At 69.3% G+C, this 21,265-nt stretch carries 19 protein-coding genes and 1 tRNA gene; 12 read left to right on the forward strand and 8 right to left on the reverse strand.

Annotation, left to right across the window (positions count from 1 at the left end):
* Positions 1–9: 9 nt before the first annotated feature.
* Both QQS53_RS01010 and QQS53_RS01015 read right to left on the reverse strand, forming a co-directional pair.
* Positions 10–921: an alpha/beta fold hydrolase gene (locus tag QQS53_RS01010; protein WP_472774129.1), complete on the reverse strand. Its 912-nt coding sequence runs from the start codon at positions 919–921 to the stop codon at positions 10–12.
* A 104-nt stretch (positions 922–1,025) separates the two neighbouring features.
* Positions 1,026–1,532, reverse strand: a complete 507-nt coding sequence (locus tag QQS53_RS01015) for a phage holin family protein (protein ID WP_070768264.1) — start codon at positions 1,530–1,532, stop codon at positions 1,026–1,028.
* Between the two features lie 154 nt (positions 1,533–1,686).
* Between QQS53_RS01015 and QQS53_RS01020 the strand changes: the two genes are divergently transcribed.
* Positions 1,687–2,415 (forward strand): oxidoreductase, encoded by a 729-nt coding sequence (locus QQS53_RS01020; protein ID WP_472774130.1) that lies wholly within the window; start codon positions 1,687–1,689, stop codon positions 2,413–2,415.
* A gap of 38 nt (positions 2,416–2,453) precedes the next feature.
* Here the strand turns inward: QQS53_RS01020 and QQS53_RS01025 are convergent, their stop codons facing one another.
* Positions 2,454–3,284: an HAD family hydrolase gene (locus QQS53_RS01025; RefSeq protein WP_472774131.1), complete on the reverse strand. Its 831-nt coding sequence runs from the start codon at positions 3,282–3,284 to the stop codon at positions 2,454–2,456.
* Between the two features lie 318 nt (positions 3,285–3,602).
* Here QQS53_RS01025 and ssd point away from each other — a divergent pair, with 318 nt between their 5' ends.
* The 7 genes from ssd to QQS53_RS01060 all read left to right on the forward strand — a co-directional run bounded on the left by ssd (position 3,603) and on the right by QQS53_RS01060 (position 8,179).
* A complete protein-coding gene (gene ssd, locus QQS53_RS01030; protein ID WP_472774132.1) occupies positions 3,603–4,673 on the forward strand; it encodes a septum site-determining protein Ssd in 1,071 nt (356 codons plus the stop codon).
* A complete protein-coding gene (locus tag QQS53_RS01035; RefSeq protein WP_472774133.1) occupies positions 4,666–5,847 on the forward strand; it encodes a TadA family conjugal transfer-associated ATPase in 1,182 nt (393 codons plus the stop codon). The genes ssd and QQS53_RS01035 overlap by 8 nt, the downstream gene beginning before the upstream one ends.
* Positions 5,844–6,641, forward strand: coding sequence for a type II secretion system F family protein (locus tag QQS53_RS01040; protein WP_472774134.1), 798 nt, complete (start codon positions 5,844–5,846; stop codon positions 6,639–6,641). Before QQS53_RS01035 ends, QQS53_RS01040 begins: the two co-directional genes overlap by 4 nt.
* A complete protein-coding gene (locus QQS53_RS01045; protein WP_472774135.1) occupies positions 6,641–7,222 on the forward strand; it encodes a type II secretion system F family protein in 582 nt (193 codons plus the stop codon). Before QQS53_RS01040 ends, QQS53_RS01045 begins: the two co-directional genes overlap by 1 nt.
* 107 nt (positions 7,223–7,329) lie before the next feature.
* Positions 7,330–7,527 carry a DUF4244 domain-containing protein gene (locus QQS53_RS01050; protein WP_472774136.1) on the forward strand — a complete coding sequence of 66 codons (198 nt, stop codon included), beginning with the start codon at positions 7,330–7,332 and terminating at the stop codon, positions 7,525–7,527.
* A gap of 3 nt (positions 7,528–7,530) precedes the next feature.
* Positions 7,531–7,833 carry a hypothetical protein gene (locus QQS53_RS01055; RefSeq protein ID WP_472774137.1) on the forward strand — a complete coding sequence of 101 codons (303 nt, stop codon included), beginning with the start codon at positions 7,531–7,533 and terminating at the stop codon, positions 7,831–7,833.
* The gene (locus tag QQS53_RS01060; RefSeq protein ID WP_472774138.1) at positions 7,826–8,179 is read left to right on the forward strand and encodes an Rv3654c family TadE-like protein; all 354 of its coding nucleotides are present in this window, start codon (positions 7,826–7,828) and stop codon (positions 8,177–8,179) included. Before QQS53_RS01055 ends, QQS53_RS01060 begins: the two co-directional genes overlap by 8 nt.
* Before the next feature lie 37 nt (positions 8,180–8,216).
* Here QQS53_RS01060 and QQS53_RS01065 read toward each other — a convergent pair whose 3' ends face one another.
* A complete protein-coding gene (locus tag QQS53_RS01065) occupies positions 8,217–10,547 on the reverse strand; it encodes a DEAD/DEAH box helicase (RefSeq protein WP_472774139.1) in 2,331 nt (776 codons plus the stop codon).
* Between the two features lie 256 nt (positions 10,548–10,803).
* Between QQS53_RS01065 and QQS53_RS01070 the strand changes: the two genes are divergently transcribed.
* Entirely contained in the window at positions 10,804–11,010 is a 207-nt protein-coding gene (locus QQS53_RS01070; protein ID WP_472774140.1) for a cold-shock protein, read from the forward strand.
* 105 nt (positions 11,011–11,115) lie between these two features.
* On the opposite strand, the gene QQS53_RS01075 is transcribed toward QQS53_RS01070, so the two are convergent.
* Positions 11,116–11,745, reverse strand: a complete 630-nt coding sequence (locus QQS53_RS01075) for a DedA family protein (RefSeq protein ID WP_070767985.1) — start codon at positions 11,743–11,745, stop codon at positions 11,116–11,118.
* A gap of 378 nt (positions 11,746–12,123) precedes the next feature.
* Between QQS53_RS01075 and topA the strand changes: the two genes are divergently transcribed.
* Entirely contained in the window at positions 12,124–15,174 is a 3,051-nt protein-coding gene (gene topA, locus QQS53_RS01080) for a type I DNA topoisomerase (RefSeq protein WP_472774141.1), read from the forward strand.
* Here the strand turns inward: topA and QQS53_RS01085 are convergent.
* Together QQS53_RS01085 and QQS53_RS01090 are read right to left on the reverse strand one after the other, a co-directional pair.
* The gene (locus QQS53_RS01085; RefSeq protein WP_472774142.1) at positions 15,134–16,438 is read right to left on the reverse strand and encodes a DUF418 domain-containing protein; all 1,305 of its coding nucleotides are present in this window, start codon (positions 16,436–16,438) and stop codon (positions 15,134–15,136) included. The two genes, topA and QQS53_RS01085, sit on opposite strands and share 41 nt — an antisense overlap.
* Positions 16,439–16,521: 83 nt before the next feature.
* Positions 16,522–18,054 carry an adenylate/guanylate cyclase domain-containing protein gene (locus QQS53_RS01090; protein ID WP_472774143.1) on the reverse strand — a complete coding sequence of 511 codons (1,533 nt, stop codon included), beginning with the start codon at positions 18,052–18,054 and terminating at the stop codon, positions 16,522–16,524.
* Positions 18,055–18,099: 45 nt separating this feature from the next.
* On the opposite strand from QQS53_RS01090, the gene QQS53_RS01095 reads away from it, so the two are divergent.
* Together QQS53_RS01095 and QQS53_RS01100 are read left to right on the forward strand one after the other, a co-directional pair.
* Entirely contained in the window at positions 18,100–19,311 is a 1,212-nt protein-coding gene (locus QQS53_RS01095) for a DNA polymerase III subunit delta' (RefSeq protein ID WP_472774144.1), read from the forward strand.
* 82 nt (positions 19,312–19,393) lie between these two features.
* Positions 19,394–19,466, forward strand: a tRNA-Thr gene (locus QQS53_RS01100).
* A gap of 122 nt (positions 19,467–19,588) precedes the next feature.
* Here the strand turns inward: QQS53_RS01100 and QQS53_RS01105 are convergent.
* The gene (locus tag QQS53_RS01105; protein ID WP_472774145.1) at positions 19,589–21,244 is read right to left on the reverse strand and encodes an AMP-binding protein; all 1,656 of its coding nucleotides are present in this window, start codon (positions 21,242–21,244) and stop codon (positions 19,589–19,591) included.
* Positions 21,245–21,265: the final 21 nt, after the last annotated feature.

Consider the following 21,265-nt stretch of genomic DNA (forward strand, 5'->3'; position numbering starts at 1 on the left):
GAGCAGTTCCTAGAGCCGGCGCGCCCAGTCCGCGACGGTCGCGACGAAGTCGGCGGGCTCTTCCACGTGCGGCAGGTTCTTGGCGTGCCGCAGGCTGTGATCGGCAAAGGCGCCGGTGGTGCGGGCGCGTGCGCGGCGGATGATGGGGTTCCACAGGCGCTGCCCGGAGTGGAAAAACAGCACGGGTGCGGAGATGGTCTCCTCGACCCAGCGGCGCGGGACGGCGGCGGTCAGCAGCCGGTGGTTCCACAGGATGCCGCGCACGACGTTGCCGATGGAGGCGGCCTCGAGCCGCAGCTGTAGCAGCCGCTGGAAGCGCTCGCCGCGGAAGCGGCCGGTGGTGTTGAGCAGCAGCTCCTTGCGGTAGACCCAGTCGGAGAGCCCGGGCACGCGCTGCAGGGCCCGGTAGGGCAGGCGGCACAGGCCGGCGCGCAGCCACAGCCAGAAGAAGTCCCAGGGGCGGGCGGCCATGGCGCGCCGCAGGTCCACCGGGTAGGCGCCGGAGATGCTCACGATGCCGGCGACGCGCTCGGGGTGCTCCACCGCCAGGGACCAGGCCACCGAGGCGCCCGTGTCGTTGCCGATGATGATGGCCCGGCGGTGGCCCAGCGCCTGGATGAGCCCGGAAAGATCGCCGGTCATCACGCGGATGTCGTGGCCGATGTCGGCCGGGGGCTTGTCGGACATGCCGAAGCCGCGGGCATCGATAGCCGCGACGTGGAAGCCGCGCTCGGCCAGCGGGGCGATGACGTCGCGGTAGTCGAACCAGCCGCCGTAGGAGCCGTGGACGGCCACGACGAGGGGATTTTGGGGATCCCCGGCCACCGCGGCGTGCAGCCGGATGCCGCGCGTGTGCACCAGCTGGTGCGTAAACGGGCCGTCCAGCTCCACGACGGAGGGCGAGAGGTTGCGTGCCGACACGGGCGATACTCCTCCAGGTTGGGGTCGGTAGAAACTGACAAAACTCCGCCGAACGCGGTGCGTGGGGCGGAGTTAGGGACAGGGAGGGGGCTTTAAGGGCTGGCCTAGGAGTTGGTGAACAGGCCCTTGTTGCCCTCGACCTTCTTCTGGGCCTTGCCCGGGACCAGGTCCTTCATGTCGCTAAAGGAGTTGATGGTCTTTTCCGGCTTCTTGACCTTCTTCACGTTCTGGATACCCACCAGGGCGCAGACGCCGGCGATGACCAGCATGATGAGGAAGACGATAAGGAAGGCGGCCCAGCGGTCCAGCCACTTGGCCAGCAGCTCCGCGAGGAAGAAGAAAAAGAAGAAGGAGCTATACAAAGCGACGGTGCCGGCGACGCCGAAGAAGCCGGCGCCGATGCCGCCCTTCTTGGCGGACGCGGCCAGCTCGGTCTTGGCCAGCTCGACCTCCGAGCGGACCAAGCTGGAGACCTGCTCAGTGGCGTTGGAGACCAAGGTGCCGATGGAAGCCTCACCGGAGCGGGAGGTGTCAGCGTCGCTGAGGGGGATCGCGTTGACCTTCGGGGCAAACTGATTACTGCCGTCGGTGAAAAGTCCGTCGTTGCTCACAGGTTAAACCTTCCTTGGGTGGAAAATATTTCGTAACTTAAATACTACGTGGAAACGTCGTCCGAGCGCACAGCTTCCCGCCACGCGGGTCACAGTCTAAAAAACGACCGGCCGCAGCCCGTCGCCACGTTTGCTAACGCCTATCCTAGTTCATATGGCCGAAAATGACCCGCTATCCCCGCTGTTAAGGGACGAAGAAGTCTCCCGCCTGTCCGGGCGGGCCGAGAGCGCCATCGCGGCGGCACACCGGCGACCTGCGGCTTTACGCAAACCCGAGGTCGTTTCCTCCGAGTCCCTGCTGCGGGGCGCGCGGGCGAGTGCGGGGCTGGTCAGCGGGCGCGTCGCCCGCGACGTGGAGGAAGAATTTAATGCCGACGGCAGCCTGCTGGCCCGCCACATCAGCGCCTATTCCACGCTGGCGCCCGAGCAATTTTCCGCCACCCTGCGCACCTTCACCCGCGCCCCGCTACAGGTTCTGGCCCGCTGGGACGTGGCCGGCGGCGGGACGGGTAAGCCCCAGGCCGCGGCGGAGCGCCTGACGGCGCTGGCCGGCTGGGTCGTGGCCGGTGCAGGTAGCGCGCCGGGGCCGGGCCTGCGCTTGCTGCTGCCGGCGGTGCTGCACGCCGAGGTCGCCGCCCACGGCTGCTTCGGTGAGCGCAGCGGGCTGGTGGGGCGGATGGCCGGGCGGGCCGCCGCCATCGCCACGGGCCTGGATCCGCGCGGTTTCGCGGTGCCGGAGACGTATTTCTCGCGGCACCGGCGACAGTACGTGGAAACGCTGCGGGCCTACCGCGCCGGGGATCCCTTCCCGCTGCTGCGCTTCCACTTGGCTGCCTGGGAGGCCGGCGGCAAGGAGGCAGAGGGCATCGCCCGCGCGGCTTAAGCACAGGATTTAGGCCCGTGCTCAAGCGCAATCCGGTGCTAAGCCGGCCACTTGGCGGGGCCGGGGCGGCCGGCCAGCCAGATGCCGCCGGCGATGAGGGCGGCGATGCCGGCGACCACGCCGGCGCCGATGCCGACCTCCTTGGCCCCGGGCAGGGTGAACAGGGGCTCGGGGTCTTTGAAGGTGCGGATGTCCCAGCCGTGTTCCAGGGCGTGCTTCTTCATGGCGCGGTCGGGGTTGACGGCCACGGGGTTGCCCACCTTTTCCAGCATGGGGATGTCGGTGGCGGAGTCGGAGTAGGCGAAGCTGCGGGGCAGGTCGTAGCGGCCGGACTCGGCGAGGCGGTCGAGGGATTCCGCCTTGGCCGGGCCCTTGCAGTAGTAGAGGACCTCGCCGGTGAACTTGCCGTCCTCGGCGGCGAGCTCGGTGGCCACGACCTGGTCCACGCCGAGCTCGTCCGCGATGAGCTGGACCAGCGGGCGCGCGGAGGCGGAGATGATGATGACCTCGTGGCCGGCGGCCTGGTGGTAGGTAATCAGTTCGCGGGCCTCCGAGTAGATGGCCGGGGTGAGTACGGTGTGCATGGTCTGCTGGGCGATGGCCTCGACCTCGTCCACGGACCAGCCGGTGACCATCTTGGCGAGCTGGTCGCGGGTGGCGTCCATCTGCTGGCTGGACTGCCCGGCCATCATGAAGCTGGTCTTGGCCAGGGACAGCTGCAGGGCCTCGGTGGGGGTAATCAGCCCGTTGTGCATGAACTCCTTGCCGAAGGCGAACGCCGAGGAGGTCGCGATGATCGTCTTATCGAGATCGAAGAAGGCCGCCACGCGGGCGGTATCGGCGGGGAGGTGTTCGGGCTGACGAGTCATATGGCTGAAATCCTGGCGCTAAATCCTGTTACTGAAGTGTCTGTCGTTTCCTGTGTTGCAATTGTTACGTTTGTGTTTAATCTACCGCAGTTTCCGGCGCTTTCCTAGGGGAGCGGGAAAACTACCTACTCCATCGTAGGTTTGGCCTCGATGGTTACACTCCGCCGGCTGCCCCGCAAGGGCGAACACCGGGTTTTCCACACCAGGATGGTGACATGTGTCGCGGGCCACTCATTCGCGGCCGTTTTCGGCGGGGTTGTCCACAGGCGAATGCGGCTGCCCTGGATTGGGCGGGAGGTCCCGGCCAGAGTGAGGGGCATGAACGCACCGATTACCGACTTCATCCTCATCGCGGTCACGGACCCGCTGCTTGTCCCCGAGGCCCAGCACGCCGCGGCGGCCGCCAGCGCGGAGGTCCGGCACGCCGTCGACCCGCGCGAGATTTCCCGGCTGGCGGCCCAGGCTAGGGCCGTGGTGGTCGACGAGACCACCGCCGCCCACGTAGCCAGCCTGCGCGGCCGGGCCCCGGTCTATTTCGTGGGCAACGAGCCGGGCCCGCTCAACTACGAGGCGGCCCTTAGCTGCCACGCGGAGGCGGCATTTATCCTGCCGGCGGAGTCGCGTCAGCTGCTGGAGACCCTGGGCGAGGTCATGCGCGGGCCCGCGGAGGCCAGCGCCGAGCATTGCCTGGTGGCCGTGGTGGGAGCCGGCGGCGGGGCCGGGGCATCGCTGTTGGCGGCCGCGCTGGCCCGCACGGCCGGCCAGCACCCAGTCCCGGGGCGCGGGGCGGTCACGCTGGTGGATGCCGGCGAGTTTTCCGGCGGGCTGGATCTTCTCCTGGGGCTCGAGCAGCAGCCCGGGGCGCGGTGGCCGGAGCTGCGCCTGGGGCAAGGCGCCATCGCCGGGCACGAGCTGCGGGCGGCACTGCCGACCACTGCGGACGGGGTGGCGGTGCTGTCCGCGGCGCGCAGCGCGGTGGCCGATCCGTTCCGCCTCGAGCTGGCCGCCGTCGACGCCGCCGCCGAAAGCGTGCGCGGGCAGGCGGGGTTGAGCGTCTTCGACTGCGACTGGCACCTGCTGCCGCGGCAGGCCCAGCACGTGGTGGTGCTTGCGGCCGCGGAGGTGCGCTCGACCGCGGTGGCCGCCCAGCTGGTGGCCAGGCTGGCCGCGGATAATCGCCGCTGCCACCTGGTGGTCCGGGACCGCGGATGGTCGGGGCTCGGGCTGGGGGAGGTCGAAAAGATCTGCCACGCCGACGCGGTCGCGCAGGTGCCGACTAGCAAGAAGCTAGCGGCGGCCGTGGAGATGGGTGGGCTGCCGCAGCGCCTGCCCCGCGCCATCGACGCCACCTGCCGCCAGATCCTGCAGGCGGTGGGCCACGATGTCTAAGGTTTCCCGGCCCACGCCCACGCCGTCGCCGGAGCAGCTCATCGACAGCCTCCAGCAGTGCGTGGCGGCCGAGCCGGAGCTGCTTAACCGGCCCGCCGAGCTGGCGCGCCGGGTCCGCCAGGAGGCCGGCGTTATCACCGACGTGGAGGTCCTGCGCGTGCTGCGCCAGCTGCGCGACGACACCACCGGACTCGGCCCGCTGGAGCGGGTGATGAACTACCCCGGCATCACGGACGTGGTGGTCAACGGTCCGCAGTCAATTTTCGCGGACACCGGGGCCGGGCTCGAGGAGGTCCCGGTCCGTTTTGCTGACGATGCCGAGGTCCGCCGCCTGGCCACCCGCCTGGCCGTGGGTTGCGGGGCACGCCTGGACGATTCCCAGCCCTTCGCCGACGGGCGGCTGGAGCGCAGCGACGGCACCATCCTGCGCCTGCACGCGGTCCTGTCCCCGCCGGCCGAGGGCGGGACCTGCCTGAGTCTGCGCGTGCTGCGGCAGGCGCAGACCAGCTTCGCGGAGCTCGTCGACAACGGCACCATCGACCCGGCGGTCGCCCCGGTGCTCCGGGACATGGTCGCCGCCCAGGTCTCCTTCCTGGTGGTCGGGGGCACCGGCTCCGGCAAGACGACGCTGCTCTCGGCCCTGCTGGGCGAGGCCGATGCCGCCCAGCGCCTCCTGGTCATCGAGGACACGGCCGAGCTCAAGCCCAACCACCCGCACGTGGTTGGTCTGGTCGCGCGCCGTTCCAACGCGGAGGGGCGAGGCGAAATCACCATGGACGCCCTGCTGCGGCAGGCGCTGCGGATGCGCCCGGACCGGATCATCGTCGGCGAGATCCGCGGCGCGGAGGTCGTGGATCTGCTGGCGGCGCTGAACACCGGGCACGACGGCGGGGCGGGGACCCTGCACGCCAACTCGCTGGCCGAGGTGCCCGCCCGCATGGAGGCCCTCGCCGCGCTGGGCGGGCTGGACCGGGCGGCGCTGCATTCTCAGCTGGCGGCGGCGGTGCACGTGGTTCTCACCACCGAGCGCGGCCGGGACGGGCGCCGCCGGCTGGCCCAGATCGGGCTCCTGGAGTCCAACCCGGTGCGGGCGCGGGTGGTGTGGAGCGCGGAGGCCGGCCCGCGCGAAGGCTTCGCCGAATTCGCCGCCGAGCTTTCCGGGAGGCTGTCATGACGACCGCGCTGTGGTGCTTGGCCGCGGCCGCCGGCGTGTGGGCCACGCTGCCCTCTGGGGCGGCCCGCCTGGGAGGAGCCCGGGGGAAGGCGTCGGGCGGGCGGGGCCCGCTGCGCGCCCCGCCGGCCCTGCTGGCCGGGGTCTTCGCGGTGACGCTGGCCAGCCTGTGGGTGGGCCGGGCCACCGTGGTGGTCGCCGGGGTCCTGGTGGCCGCGACGGCGTGGTGGGTGATCCGCGACGTGCGGCGAAACCGGACCCGACGCGCCGAGCGGGAGGTGCTGGCCGCCTTCCTGGGCACCGTGACCGGTGACCTGCGGGCCGGGGCCACCCTGCCGACGGCGTGGGCGCGCGGGGCGGAGGCCCTGCCGGCGGGCGGCCCGCCGGGGCTGCGCGACGTGTTGGTCAGCGCCGGGGTGGTCGCCGCCCGCGGCGGCAGCCTCCCGCAGGTGCTGCAGGCCAGCCCGCAGCTGCGCGGCCTAGCCCAGCTGTGCGCGCTCAGCGACGACTACGGCATCCCCCTGGCCCGCCTGATGGAAAGCGCGCAGGCGCGCGTCGACGCCGCCCGCCGGCACGCCCAGGCCACCCAGGCGAGCCTCCAGGGCCCGCAGGCCACCGCCTACGTCCTGACCTGCCTGCCACTGGCGGGAATTGCCATGGGCGTGGTGATGGGCGCCGACCCGGTCGGCTTCCTCCTCGGCGGCGGGCTGGGCGGCGTCCTCTTGGTCCTCGGGGTGTTGCTGGCCTGCGCCGGGTTCGCGTGGTCGCGCTACCTCATCGGGAAGGCGGCCGGCTGATGAATGCACTCGCGTTTTCCGTGGGGCTGTCCTTGCTGCTGTTGGCCGGAGCGGTGGCGTGCCTGCCCACGGCGGCTGGCGCCCGGGTGCTGCCGAAGACCCCGCGCGATGGCCCATCGGCGCTCCTGCGGGGGATTTCGGAGCGCCTCACCACGCGACAGGGGCCCGACCCGCTGGATGTTGCCAGCGATGTCGAGCTCTTTGCCGCTTGCCTGCGGGCCGGGCTGTCCACCCAGCAGGCGGCCAGCGCCCTGGCCCGGGTAGGCCAACTATCCGCGCGCTGGGGCGAGGTGGCCGCGCTGCTCGCGGTGGGGGCCCGGGGGCAGCGGGCCTGGGGGCGGCTGGGCATCGATGAGCTCGCCCACCTCGTGGTCATGTCGGGGCAGTCCGGCGCGGCGATCGCGCAGGGCTGTGAGCGTATCAGCCACACGCTGCGGGTTGATGCGCAGTCCCAGGCGACCGCGGCGGCGGAGCGGGCCGGCGTCTTCGTCGCCCTGCCGCTGGCCGTGTGCTTCCTGCCCGCCTTCGTGGTGCTGGGCTTGGTGCCGGTGGTGATAAGCCTCGGCGCGCAGCTGCTCTAACCGGGCGGCTTCGACCTGTTCCTGTTCGCACGACTATCCATCCATATCCATCCGTACCCATCGATTCAGACCAGAACACGACAGCAAGAACACGAAAGGGAAATTCCATGAAAATTACCACCTACCTGCGCAAGAAGGCCTCGGCCCTAGGCAACGAGGACGGGATGTCAACCATCGAATACGCCATGGGGAGCTTGGGGGCCGCGGCCCTGGCGGCGGTGCTCTACATGGTCATCAACAGCGGCGGGGTCTCCGACGCCATCGAGGGCATCATCACCGACGCCCTCTCGAACACCCCGGGCTAGACCATGCGCGATGATTCCGGTTCCGTCAGCATCGAGGCCGCGCTGGCCTTGTCCAGCCTGGTCATCGTGGCCGCTGCCATCCTGGGTGGCATCGCGACGCTGGCCGCGCACCTTGCTGCCGTCGATACCGCCGGGGCGGCCGCCCGCGCCCACGCCATCGGGGTGGACTACGTCCCGCCCCGGGGCGATATCGAGGTCGCGGTCAACGAGTCGGGCGGGCTGGTCACGGCCGAGGCCCGAGTGCCGGCGGTCCTGGGCACGATGAGCCACACCGCGGTCTTCCCGGCGGAGGTCTCCGGTGAATAGCCCGGCCCCAGCCCGCCGGCGGGCAGGCGCGCTCGCCCGGCAGGAGGACGGCTACGCCACCGTGACCGCGGCCGGAATCATCGTGGCCTTGGCCAGCGTCCTGCTGGTCGTGGCGGGGGTTGCCGCGCACGTCATCGCCCGCCACGAGGCCCAGGTGGCCGCGGATCTCGCCGCGGTGGCCGGGGCCTACGCCCTGGCCACCGGCCAGGACGCCTGCCCGGCGGCCCGGCGCACGGCCGAAGACAACGCCGCCCGCCTGGACACGTGCACCGTTTCCGGCCGCGACGTCGTGGTCGGCGCGTCGGTGCGCTGGCGCGGCGCCCAAGCCAAGGCCGGGCCCGCCTAGCCCGCGCAGATTAATCCAGTAACACTCCGAACAAGTATCACTCCGACCCAGCCGTGGAGCCCTGCGTCATCGTGACCAGGGCTCCCAGCAGTTTCAGGGCCCCGGCCTTGTCCAGGGGGTTGTTGCCGTTGCCGCACTTGGGCGACTGCACGCACGACGGGCAGCCCGACTCGCAGCCGCAGGAGCGCACGGCGGCGAAGGTGGCCTCAATCCACTCCGGGAAGCGGCGAAAGCCCTCGTCGGCGAAGCCGGCCCCGCCGGGGTGGCCGTCGTAGACGAAGACGGTGGGCAGCTGGGTATCCAGGTGGCGCGCCGTCGAGACCCCGCCGATATCCCAGCGATCGCAGGTGGCCAGCAGCGGCAACAGCCCGATGGCGGCATGCTCGGCGGCGTGCAGGGTGCCCGGGGTATCGGCCGCCGTGACCCCGATCTTGTCCAACACCAGCGGGTCGATGGTATAAGCCACGGCGCGGGTGCGCAGGCTCTGCTCCGGCATCTCCAGCGGCACCTCCTCGCCCACGGTGCCGTCCGGCAGGCGCACCACGTACCCGGTGACCTGGTTGGTGACCTCGACTTCCACGTTGGCCACCCACAGGCCGGGCGAGTAGTTGATGAGCTCGTCCTCCCCGGCCGCGGACAGGATCCGGATGTCGGTGGTGGAGTGGGCCTGCGTGGAATAGTCCGGCACGTCGGGGCGCGCCAGGGCCACGTAGTCGTCCAGGTCGAGGTCCTCGATGACGAAGGTCTCGCCCTGGTGCAGGTAGACCGCGCCGGGGTGGACCTGGGCGGCGGCCCGGGCGGCATCGACGGTGCCCAGCAGGCGCCCGTCCGAGGCGTCGACGATCATGACCTCCTGGCCCGCCCCGCCGCGCAGGGACACCTGCCCGTGGGCGGTCTCGGGGCGCAACTGGCCGTCCAGCTGCGGGGTGGGGAACCAGCCGCGGGCCCGCTTCTTGATGAGCCCGTCGCGGGCCAGCGCCTCGACGACGGCGGGGGCGAAGGCGGCCTCGGCATCGCTGAGCGGTAGCTCCACGGCCGCGCAGTAGAGGTGGCCGTAGAGCAGGTAGGGGTTGCGCGGGTTAAACACGCTGGCCTCGACGTCGCGCTCCAGCAGGGCGGCCGGGTGGTGGACCAGGTAGGTGTCCATCGGCTCGTCGCGGGCGATAAGCACCACCAGGGACCCCTGGCCGCGGCGCCCGGCCCGGCCGGCCTGCTGCCAGAAGCTGGCGACGGTGCCGGGAAAACCGGCGGTGACCACGGCGTCCAGGGTGCCGACGTCGATGCCCAGCTCCAGTGCCGAGGTCGTGGCCACCCCCAGCAGGCTCCCGTCGTCGAGGCCGGCTTCCAGGGCGCGGCGGTCCTCGGCCAGGTAGCCGGCCCGGTAGGAGGCGATGCGCCGGGCGAAGTCGGCCCGGCCCAGGCGGCCCGACAGCTCCTCCTGGCAGAGCATGGAGACCAGCTCCGCGGCGCGCCGGGAGCGCACGAAGGTCAGGGTACGCGCGCCCTCGGCCACCAAGGCCGCCATGATGTCGGCGGCCTCGGAGGTGGCGGCGCGGCGCGTGTTCTCGTCGAGGAAACCGGGCTCCCACAGCATGATGGTCCGCGCCCCGGTCGGCGCTCCGTCGGCGGTCACGGCCCGCGCCGGCCGGCCGGTAAGCCGCTCCAGGTGGCGGGCTGGATCCCGCATGGTGGCGGAGGCCGCGATGATGGTGGGACTGGCCCCGTAGTGGCGGCACAGGCGCAGCAGGCGGCGCAGCACCAGGGCGATATTGGCCCCGAAGACCCCGCGGTAGGAGTGGCACTCGTCGATGACAATGAACTCCAGGTGCCGCAGAAACCGCGCCCAGCGCTGGTGGGCGGCCAGAAGCGAGACGTGCACCATGTCCGGGGTCGAGAAGACGAACCGGGAATTGTCCCGGATGCCGGCGCGGGCCTCGGCCGGGGTGTCGCCGTCGTAAGGGGCGGGGTTGGCCCACCCGGCCAGGCGCGCGGCGGCCAGCAGCTGATCCGATCCCAGCGCCTTAGTGGGGGTCAGGTACAGCGCGCAGGCCGTCGGGCTCGCCGCCAGCCGGGTCAGGATGGGCAGCTGGTAGCCCAGCGACTTGCCGGAAGAGGTGCCCGTGGCCACCACCACGTCGTGGCCCGCCCACGCCGCCTGAGCCGTGGCGGCCTGGTGGCTGTAGAGCTGGCCGATGCCGGCATCGACAAGCACTTCCTTCAGCTGCGGGTCCACCCAGCCGGGCCAGTCCGCGTACTCGGCCGGGCGGGGCGGCAGCGTGGTCAGGTGGGTGCACTCGGACTCCGGGAAGCGGCGGGTGAGGATGTCCGCGAGCTCCGCGCCCAGCGGGTTCGGGGACTCAGCTACCATCGCGTATACCCCTTTCCGGGTGGAAAAATACCAAGAATTTTAGTCAATAAAGCCTCCCAAGACTATCGCGCGGCGACAAAACGTGTCACACTTACCAGTGGTCGAAGATTTCTTAGCGCAGTGTTTAGATTTAGGTGCTCGTGAAAGATTTTGGAAAACGCGGGCACTTTCTGGCTTAACCAGCCGAGAGGTTCGACGCCTCGACCACTTTTGAAAAAGTTCAACACATCCCTACACACGCCGAAAGAGGTACATAATGGCACAGGGAACCGTCAAGTGGTTTAACGCTGAAAAGGGCTACGGCTTCATCGCTCCGGATGATGGATCCGCAGACGTCTTCGTGCACTACTCCGAGATCCAGGGCGGCGGCTTCCGCACCCTGGAGGAGAACCAGAAGGTCTCCTTCGAGGTCGGCGAAGGCGCCAAGGGCCCGCAGGCCCAGGGCGTCACCGTCATCTCCTAAGGCACTAGCCGCACGCTTTCGCCCCGCCACCTGGTAATCAAGGTGCGGGGCGAAAGCTTTTTCAGGGCCAGGTCGGCCGGCAGGGGAGGGCTGCAGTGGAGTCTCCTAGGGGGTCTCCGCGTAGCCGTTGCGGGTGTCCTTCCAGTCCAGGATCCGGTTTTGCAGCCACTGGATGGCAAAGCCGATGACCACCGCGGCCACGATGCTGACCAGCATGGCCGCCAGGGGAGAATCCGAAAAGGCCATGCCGCCCAGGTAGCCGATGGCTAGGGCCTGGAAGGCCCAGATGGCCACGCCGATGCTGTCGAAGAAGAAAAACAGCGGCCACGGGTAGCGCACCGATCCCAGCAGGATGGTCATGAACAGGCGCGCCGAGGGGATGAAGCGGGCGATGATGATGGCGGCCCCGCCGCTGCGCCGCATGTGGCGCTTGACCCACAGTAGGCCCTCGTAGGCCTTGGACCCGCGGCGCAGGCGCTGCAGGTAGGGCATGAAGCGGGTGCCCAGCAGGAAACACAGGTTGTCGCCCAGGATGGCGGCGAACAGGGCCGTGAAAAACATCACGGTCACGGACGGGACCCCTTGGCTGCCGGCCCAGGCCCCCACCAGGTTCAGGGGGATTTCGGACGGCAGGACGGGGAAGAAGCAGTCGAGGAAGATGAGGCAGCCGATGACCGGGTAGACCCAGTCGGTGGTCATAATCGACTCGATGACCTGCAGGATTGAGTCCACCATGAGGCAGGCCACCTCCGTTTCGCTGTCGGGCCGCGCGCAGTGGCGCGACAAGGGTCAGCGCCCGGCACGGTCCGCGGTTAACAAGTTCAATAGTGCAGGATACACCCACCACCGGCCAACGCTATACCCCATGGGTTATGCCCCCGTTGGGGCGGTAAATGTTGGTTTCGGGGCTGGACAAGTGATAAACAGTTCGGAAGTGGCCCCATTAAATACTGTATTACTCTGTAGCCGGTTTTGGCTCTGTGTAGGCTAGGGGCACTTGGCCTTGCCTGGGTGCGGCGCGCGAAAGCTCGGAAGCTTAAAGCGCGCGGCGCCCCGGGCGGGGCGGACAGCGTAAGTCTCGTGTGAGAAAGCCTCGAAAGGGATGAAGTCGAAGTGGCAGAAGCTTCCGACACGTCGGGCAAGACCCTGGTCATCGTAGAGTCGGCGACCAAGGCGAAAAAGATCCAGCCGTATTTGGGTGACGACTACATAGTCGAAGCCTCGGTAGGCCACATCCGGGATCTTCCCCGCGGGGCGGCAGACGTACCGGCGAAATACAAGAAGGAGTCCTGGGCGCGCTTGGGCGTGAACCCGGAGGACGACTTCACGCCGCTGTACGTGATCAGCGCTGACAAGAAGAAAAAGGTCGCGGACCTCAAAGCCAAGCTGAAGCAGTGCGATCAGCTCTTCCTCGCGACAGACCCCGACCGCGAGGGCGAGGCCATCGCCTGGCACCTGCTCGAGGTGCTCAAGCCCAAGGTGCCGGTGCGCCGCATGGTCTTCAACGAGATCACCAAGTCCGCCATCCTGGAGGCGGCCGAAAACACCCGCGAGCTGGACGAGAACCTCATCGACGCCCAGGAGACCCGACGCATCCTGGACCGCCTCTACGGCTACGAGGTCTCCCCGGTGCTGTGGAAGAAGGTCATGCCGCGCCTGTCGGCCGGCCGCGTGCAGTCGGTGGCCACCCGCGTCATCGTCGAGCGCGAGCGCGAGCGCATGGCGTTCATCGCCGCCGACTACTGGGACCTGGCCGCCGACCTGGACACCGGCAACACCGGATCCGAGGAGCCGCGGACCTTCTCCGCCCGCCTGGCGGCCGTCGATGGCCAGCGCGTGGCCGTCGGCCGCGACTTCGACGACCGCGGGCGCGTCAAGAACGACGACGTCGTGGTGCTGGGCCAGGAGCAGGCCGAGGCCCTAGCCGACGGGCTCAGCGGCCAGTCGGTGAGCGTGGTCAGCGTGGAGCACAAGCCCTATACCCGCAAGCCCTACCCGCCGTTTATGACCTCGACCCTGCAGCAGGAGGCGGGCCGGCGCCTGCACTTTACCTCGGAGCGCACCATGCGCATTGCGCAGCGCCTCTACGAAAACGGTCACATCACCTATATGCGTACCGACTCCACCTCGCTGTCCAAGCAGGGGCTGAACGCGGCCCGCAACGCCGCGACCAGCATCTACGGCCAGGAGTACGTGGCCAGCTCCCCGCGCGTTTACGACCGCAAGGTCAAAAACTCCCAGGAGGCCCACGAGGCCATCCGCCCGGCCGGCGAGTCCTTCGCCACCCCGGGGCAGCTGTCCGGCCAGCTGGACGCGGAGGAGTTCCGCCTCTACGACCTCATCTGGAAGCGCACCGTCGCCTGCCAGATGGAGGACGCGAAGGGCACCTCCATGAAGGTCACGGTGGCCGGCACGGCCGCCACCGGCAACGAGGTGGACTTCACCGCCACCGGCCGCACCATCACCTTCCCCGGCTTCCTGAAGGCCTACGAGGACCCGAGCAACCCGGGCAAGAGCGGCAAGAACGGCAAGAATGACAAGGACGACGCCAGCAAGCGCCTGCCCCAGCTGCGCGAGGGCCAGGGCCTGACCATCGCCGAGCTCAAGGCCGAGGGGCATTCGACCAACCCGCCGGCCCGCTACACCGAGGCCAGCCTGGTCAAGAAGATGGAGGACTTAGGCATCGGCCGCCCGTCGACGTACGCGTCCATCATCAAGACCATCCAGGACCGCGGCTACGTGGTCTCCCGCGGCAACGCCCTGGTGCCCAGCTGGGTGGCGTTTGCGGTCACTGGGCTGCTGGAGAACAACTTCACCGAGCTGGTGGACTACGACTTCACCTCCTCGATGGAGGACGAGCTGGATGCCATCGCGGCCGGCAACCAGGACCGCACCCAGTGGCTGAAGGACTTCTACTTCGGCAACGCGCAGGTGGGCCAGCAGAAGGCGGCATCGGTGGCGCGCCACGGCGGCCTGAAGTCGCTCATCGACGTCAACCTGGAGCAGATCGATGCCCGCCAGGTTAACTCCCTGAAGCTGTACACCGACTCCGAGGGCCGGGACGTGGTGGTCCGGGTGGGCCGCTACGGCCCGTACATCGAGCGCGTCATCGGCCGTGATTCCGAGACCGGGGAGCCGGTCTACCAGCGCGCCAACCTTTCGGAGACCACCACCCCGGACGAGCTGACCGAGCAGCTGGCCGAGAAGCTGTTCGCCACCCCGCAGGGCGGGCGCGAGCTGGGTGAGAACCCGGCCAACGGTCGCACGGTGGTGGCGAAGGAGGGTCGCTTCGGCCCGTACGTGACCGAGGTGGTCCGCGACGACGAGCGCGCCACCGCGGAGGCGGAGGCCGAGGAGGTCGTCGCCAAGGAGCGCGCCGAGGAGGACGCGCAGCGTGCGGCCGAGGGCAAGCGCGCCAAGAACTGGGAGACCAAGACCGCGGCCAAGCAGAAGGAAAAGCGGGTCGCCCAGTACATCGACGAGAAGCTGAAGCCGGGCACGGCTTCGCTGTTTAGCTCGATGGAGCCGTCCGAGGTCACCCTGGACGAGGCCCTCAAGCTGCTGTCCCTGCCGCGCGAGGTGGGCGTGGACCCGTCCGACGGGGAGGTCATCACGGCCCAGAACGGCCGCTACGGCCCGTACCTGAAGAAGGGCACGGACTCTCGGTCGCTGGCCAACGAGGAGCAGATCTTCAGCATCACCCTGGACGAGGCCCGCCGCATCTACGCGGAGCCGAAGCGCCGGGGCCGCCAGGCCGCGCAGCCGCCGCTGAAGCAGCTGGGCGACAACGACGTCTCCGGCAAGCCGATGACGGTCAAGGACGGCCGCTTCGGCCCCTACGTCACCGACGGGACCACCAACGCCTCCCTGCGCAAGGGCGATAAGCCCGAGGCCATGACCGACGCGCGCGCCAACGAGCTGCTCTCGGAGCGCCGTGCCAAGGAGGCCGCCAACGGCGGCGCCAAGGCGAGTAAGAAGTCCAGCAAGAAGGCGGGCAAGAAGTCGACCAGGAAGACTAGTAAAAAGTCCACCAAGAAGTCGACGAAGAAGTCGACCAAGAAGGCCAGCAAGAAGTCGACGAAAAAGGCCGGTAAGAAGACGGCTAAGAAGCCGTCGCCGGGCACTAAGAACGTGGTGAAGGCGGGGTCTCGCCGGTCGAAGTAGGAGCGTTGGCCGCGGCAGATGTGCCGGGCGCCGGCGGCGTGCGGTACTTGGCCGGCAGTTCGGCCCGGCGGGTCGGCCCGTAGGCCAGGCGGCGGTGGGCCCATTCCAGCGGGCCGGGGGCGCCCAGCGCCTCCAATACGCAGGCCAGCACCACGGTGATGACCCAGGTGACAAAGGCCAGGCCCAGCATCTGGGCGGCGCTAAAGTCGGCGCCCACCCCGGCGGTAAACGGGAAGACCAGGGCCAGCAGGATGACGGACTGCATGACGTAGCCGCTCATCGAGCGCTTGCCCAAGGCGCTGAACGGCCACAGCCACCACGGCATCGCCGAGCCGGCGGCCACGGCCTTTTGCACCGGGTTGAGCACGAGTGCCACCGCGGCGAGGATGCCGGGGCCGCTGAGGATGCCGACGGTGAAATTGAGGGCCGAAAAGACCGGGGCGAGGCTGTCTGGCAGCACTCCGATGGCGCACAGCCCCCAGGGCAGGCCGATGAGCAGCACGACGGCCGCGGCGATGCCGGTCCAGGCCAGCAGGGTGCCGCGGTGGGCGTCGACGTCGGCGAGGATGCCCCGGCGTGCCCACACGAAGCCGACCAGCATCACCGGCAGGTACATCAGCATAAACAGCGGGGATGTGGCCAGCTGGCCCAGCATCACGAGGAAATTCCCGCCCAGCATGCCGAGGAAGGTCTCGGCCGGCTCGGTTACCCCCGCGCTGAAGGGATCGGCGCCGGCTACCTCGTCGCGCGCCCAGGCCACCAGGCCGGCGATTGCCACCCCGGCGACGCTGACCAGGCCGAGCAGGCCGTAAGCGATGCGCAGGAGGGCCTTGTCTGTCAGGGACAGCAGGCAGGCGATGAGGACGCCGCACAGGCCGTAGAACATCATGATGTCGCCGCTGAACAGGAAGATGCCGTGGGCCAGCCCGAAGACGGCCAAGAAGCCGTAGCGCTTGGCGATGACGGCCCGGGCGACCGGCAGCGGGAAGCTGCGGCGCCACAGGCTCATGGTGATAAGGCCTACCCCGAAGCCCAGCAGGGTGGAAAACATCGGCAGCCCGCGGTCGTGGGCGAACATCGCGGAAAACAGAGCCGCGGCCTTGTCGGCCGCGCTGTCGCCGTCGATGCCGCCGAACATCCCCGCCGGCCCGGTCCCGTGGGCGAGCCAGGCGGTGGACATGTTGGCGATGCAGATTCCCAGCAGGGCCAGCCCGCGGGCGATGTCGGGCACGACCATGCGGGGCCTATGAGTCGGTTGCGTCATGCCTAACAAGATAACTTAACGGCTCGGGGTGCGCAGGCAGCGGTTGCCGGCGCTCTTGCCGCGGCCGGTGTTGCGGGCCGCCGCTACTGCTCGGCGCGGTCGGCCAGGGTGGCGCGGATGGGCCGGGCCAGCTGGGTCATGCGGCGGCGCCCCCGCAGCTCGATGGACTTCATGAAGGTCCAGCGGGCCTGTTCCGCCTCGTTGGCGGTGCGCAGGGTCGAGGCGTTGGTCAGCACGCGGCCGGGGGTGTCCTTGGCCAGCTCGGTCAGGCGGGCGGCCTCGTTGACGGCGTCGCCGATGACGGTGTACTCGAAGCGATCGGCGCCGCCGATGTGTCCGGCCACCACGTGCCCGGCGGCCACCCCGATGCCGGCCTGCAGCTGTAGGTTGCGCAGCTCCTGGCGCAGCTCGCGGGCCGCCTGCAGGGCCATCGAGGTCGAGTCGTTGACGTTAATGGGGGCGCCGAAGACCGCCAGGGCCGCGTCGCCCTGGAACTTGTTGATGATGCCGTGGTTGCGGTGGACGACGGCCACGACGTGCTCGAAGAACCTGTTGAGCTCCTCGACGACCTTTTCTGGGGAGTGGTTGACCGCGAAGGTGGTCGAGCCGATGACGTCGATGAACAGCACGGCGACCTTGCGGTCCTCGCCGCCCAGCTCCGGGCTTTCCTCCAGGGCGCGCTGGGCGACCTCGGTGCCGACGTACTGGCCGAAGATGTCGCGCACCCGCTGGCGCTCGCGCAGGCCCTTCATCATCTCGTTGAAGCCGGCCTGCAGCACGCCCAGCTCGGATCCGTCGTAGATGTCCACCTCGACGTTCTGCTCGCCGCGGCGCACCCGGTTGATGGCGTCCTGCAGCTCCAGGATGGGATCGACCACGCTCATGATGGCAAAAGAGGTGCCGATGAAACCGGTGCCCATCGCCGTGATCGCCAGGACCAGGATGGCGGGGATGAGGTCGTCGGCATCGGAAGTAAAAAAGCCGGAGCGCTGCCCCAGCAGGAGCAGGACGATGCCCAGCATGGGCACGCCCGCCGTCATCGCCCAGGAGGCGGTCAGGCGGGTCTTGATGGGCGGCTCCAGGGAGGAGTCCTCGAAGCGGCGGGCCAGGGCGTTGGCGGCGACGGGGCGGACCAGGCGCTCGGCCTGCAGGTAGGTCAGCAGGACCACCACCATGCCGGCCAGGACGGTGGACAGCCCCACCACCAGGCCCAGGCGGCCGTCGACGGATCCGGTCAGAATCACCGAGATGACGATGCCGATGGCCCAGACCACGGCCGCCACCCCGGCCTGGTAGACGGGGATGCGCAGCACCAGGTTGCGCACCATGTTCGGATCGTGCGCGTCCGGGTTGCGCTGCCAGTCCAGCACCGGCCTAAACAGCAGGAGGGTCACGGCGATGCCGACGATGACCGCGAAGACCACGTAGAGCACGCCGATCCAGGCCAGGCCCGGAACGCTTTCTTTGAATTCGGCGATCTCCGGCATGGGCAGGAATACCGCGACGAACATCATGATGGCCACGGCCCCGATGATGTTGGCCCCGAGGACGACGGCGGCATAGATCGGCCACTGGGTCTCCAGTAACCATCGCAGTCTCCGCACAGTAGAGCTCATGTCTTAATACTCTAACCGCTCGCCGCCGCACTGTGGGTTAGTAGGATGGAGCGGGTGAGTACTCCAGATGTGGCACAGCGGTTGGCCGACACCCCCGCGGTCCGGGACACCATCCTCCGGGCGGCGGCCGGGGCCCGGGGTTTAAGCGGTGCAGACCCCCGCGCGATGAGTCATTCCTGGCTGTTCACGGGCCCGCCCGGGGCCGGCCGCTCCCAGGCGGCGCTCGCCTTCGCCGCGGCGCTGATGTGCGAGCGGGGCGAAGAACTGGGCTGCGGGGAGTGCGCGTCCTGCCGGGGCATACTCGAGGAGGGCCGGCACACCGACTTGGTCTACCTGCGACCCCAGGAGCTATCGATCGCGGTGGACACGGTCCGCGACATCATCGGCCAGGCGGCCTCGCGCCCGACGGTGGCGCGCTGGCGGGTCATCATCTTCGAAAACGCCGACCGTCTCACCGACGGGGCGGCCAACGCCCTGCTCAAGACGGTCGAGGAGCCCACGGCCAGCACGGTCATCGTGATGCTGGCCCCGTCGGCGGACCCGGAGGACTTCTCGCAGACCCTGCGCTCGCGCTGCCGGCACCTCTACATCCCGGCGCCGTCGACGGAGGCCATCGTGAGCCAGCTGGTGGCCGAGGGCGCCGGCGAGTCCGATGCCCGGCTGGCCGCCGTGACTTCCCTGCGGCACGTGGGCCGGGCCCGGCGCCTGGTCACCGATCCCACGGTCCAGCGGCGCCGCGCCCAATCGATCAACCTGGCCGAGGAAATCTTCCAGGGCTCCCAGGGCTTCCAGGCGGCCGGTGCGCTGATCAAGGCCATCGAGAAGGAATCCAAGGAGGCCGGCGCGGAGGCCGACGAAAAGGAAAAGGCCGACCTGGAAAAGGCCTACGGGGCCGGCGGCAAGGGCAAGGCGGCGGCCAAGGCCCAGCGCGACGTGCGATCGGCGGTCAAGGATCTGGAAAAGATCCAGAAGAAGCGGGCCACCCGCCGGGTGCGGGACCTGCTGGACCTGGCGCTGGTGGATCTGGCCGGCATCTACCGCGACGCGCTCATGCTGCGGGTGGGCGCCGACGTGGAGATGACCCACCCGGACTTTTCCGGCCTGGCCCAGGAGCTGGCCCAGCGTGTCGGCGAAGAGGGGCTGGTCGCCTGCCAGGAGGCGATCGTGACCTGCCGCAACCACATCGCCGTCAACGTCGCCCCCGGCACCGCCTTCGACGGGCTGGTCGGCCGCCTGCGGCGCGCCTGCGGGGCCTGATCCTCGACCTGATTTCTCGATTGGCTACCGGCTAGGTTAAACTTTGCGGTGCTGCACGGTACTGCTTTCGTGCCAGCAGCAGGCCGCTTTAGCTCAGTCGGTAGAGCGTTTCACTCGTAATGAAAAGGTCGCGAGTTCGATTCTCGCAAGCGGCTCTCCAGATAAATCCCCTCTAAGCTGCGAAAAGGCTAGAGGGGGTTTGCTATTTTTGCCTGGCGGGGAGGCAGGTTCTTGCTCCTGTGTGCACAAAATGGGAACACTTTCTGAGTCGGCTCGTTTAGCGCGGCAGCTGGCGGGGTACGACCTTGCCGGTGGCGTTGCGCGGCAGCAGGTCCAGGAAGTGGACGTCGCGGGGCACGGAGTGATCAGCCAGGTTGGCGCGCACGAACTCGCGGATCTTGTCGGCGGTCAGTTCTTTGCCGGCGGGGGAGTCCTCCGGCACCACCCAGACGGCCACGCGGGCGAAGGTCTCCGGATCGTCGACGCCGGCGGAATGCAGCTCGCGGATGCCGTCCATGGTCTCGAGGACCTCGGTGACGGACTGGGGGTGGACGTTCTCGCCGCCCACGATGATCATGTCGTCGGCGCGGCCGACCACGTGCAGGTTGCCGTCGGCATCGATGCGCCCCAAGTCCCCGATGGAGATGAGCCCCTGGGCCCGCTTGGACTGGATGGTGGGGTTGGTGTAGCCGATAAGGGCGGTCGAGTTGGTCAGGTAGATTTCGCCCACCTCGCCGCGGGGGACCTCGTGGCCGTCGCGGTCCAGGATGCGCAGGCGGGTGCCGGAGGCCACCTGGCCGCCGATGGTGGGATCGGCGGCGATCTGTTCGGCGGTGGCGGTGGCGGCCAGGGCCAGCTCGGTGGAACCGTAGATGTTGCACAGGATGGGGCCGAAGCGGTCGATGGTCCGCTGCACGATGGACGGGCTCAGGGCGTGCCCGGAGGAGGCGATGAAGCGCAGCGAGGAGGCATCGTAAGCGCCGTCGGGGTCGGCCTCCACCATGCGCAGGTAGAACACGGGGGAGGACAGCAGCCCGTCGAGGCGGTAGCGCTGGATGTCGCGCAGGCAGGCGACCGGATCGAAGACGCGGCGGGTGACGATGGTGTTGCGGGCGGCCAGCGCGATGTTCAGGCAGGCCCAGCCCCAGGTGTGGAAGATGGAAGCGGTCAGCTGGACGCGCTGATCGGCGCGCCAGGGCATGGTCGACATGATGGAGGCCACCACCACCGGCAGGGTGGGCTCGTTGCGGATGATGCCCTTGGGGATGCCCGTGGTGCCCGAGGACATCAGCACGATGTGGCCGTGGCGCGGTAGGACGGGCAGGCGCAGGTAACCCACGCGCTCCGGGTGGCGGACGATGTCGGCCAGGCGCGGCCAGCGCCCCGCCTTGTCCGCCTGCCCCGACTCGTGGGCGATGATGACGTGGGTGGTCTCATTGACGCCGGCGGGCAGGCGATCGATGAATTCGTCGTCCATGACCAGGACGTTGATGCGGTTCTCGGCGATGACCCCGGCCAGCTGCTCGGCCGAGGATCCGATGTTGAGCAGGAAGATGCTGCCGCCGGCCAGGCCCTTCGCGCCCAGCGGGATGATGATGCCGCGCCCGTTGCGGGCCATCACGCCCAGGCGGATCTCGTCCAGGTTGAGCGAGAGCAGGTGGCGGGCGAAGGTGCGGGCCTGGTCGCGCAGCTGGCGGTAGGTCAGGGTGCCGTCGTCGTCGATGAGCGCCAGCCGGTCGGGGCAGGCGCGGGCGCCCTGCTCGAGCTCGCGGGCCGTGGTGAAGCGGTAGCGGGCCAGGATTCCCGGGGTGGCCGCGGCGGCACGCACCCCTCCGGCGGGGCTAACGATGCCGGTGCGCACCAAGCTGGCAGCCAGCCGCGCGAGCGCCCGGGAGTGGAAGGACAGGGAGTGGGCCGCCGAGGAAAAAGACATAAACACCAATCTAAAAACTAC

The organism is Corynebacterium sp. 2571A, from assembly GCF_055700935.1.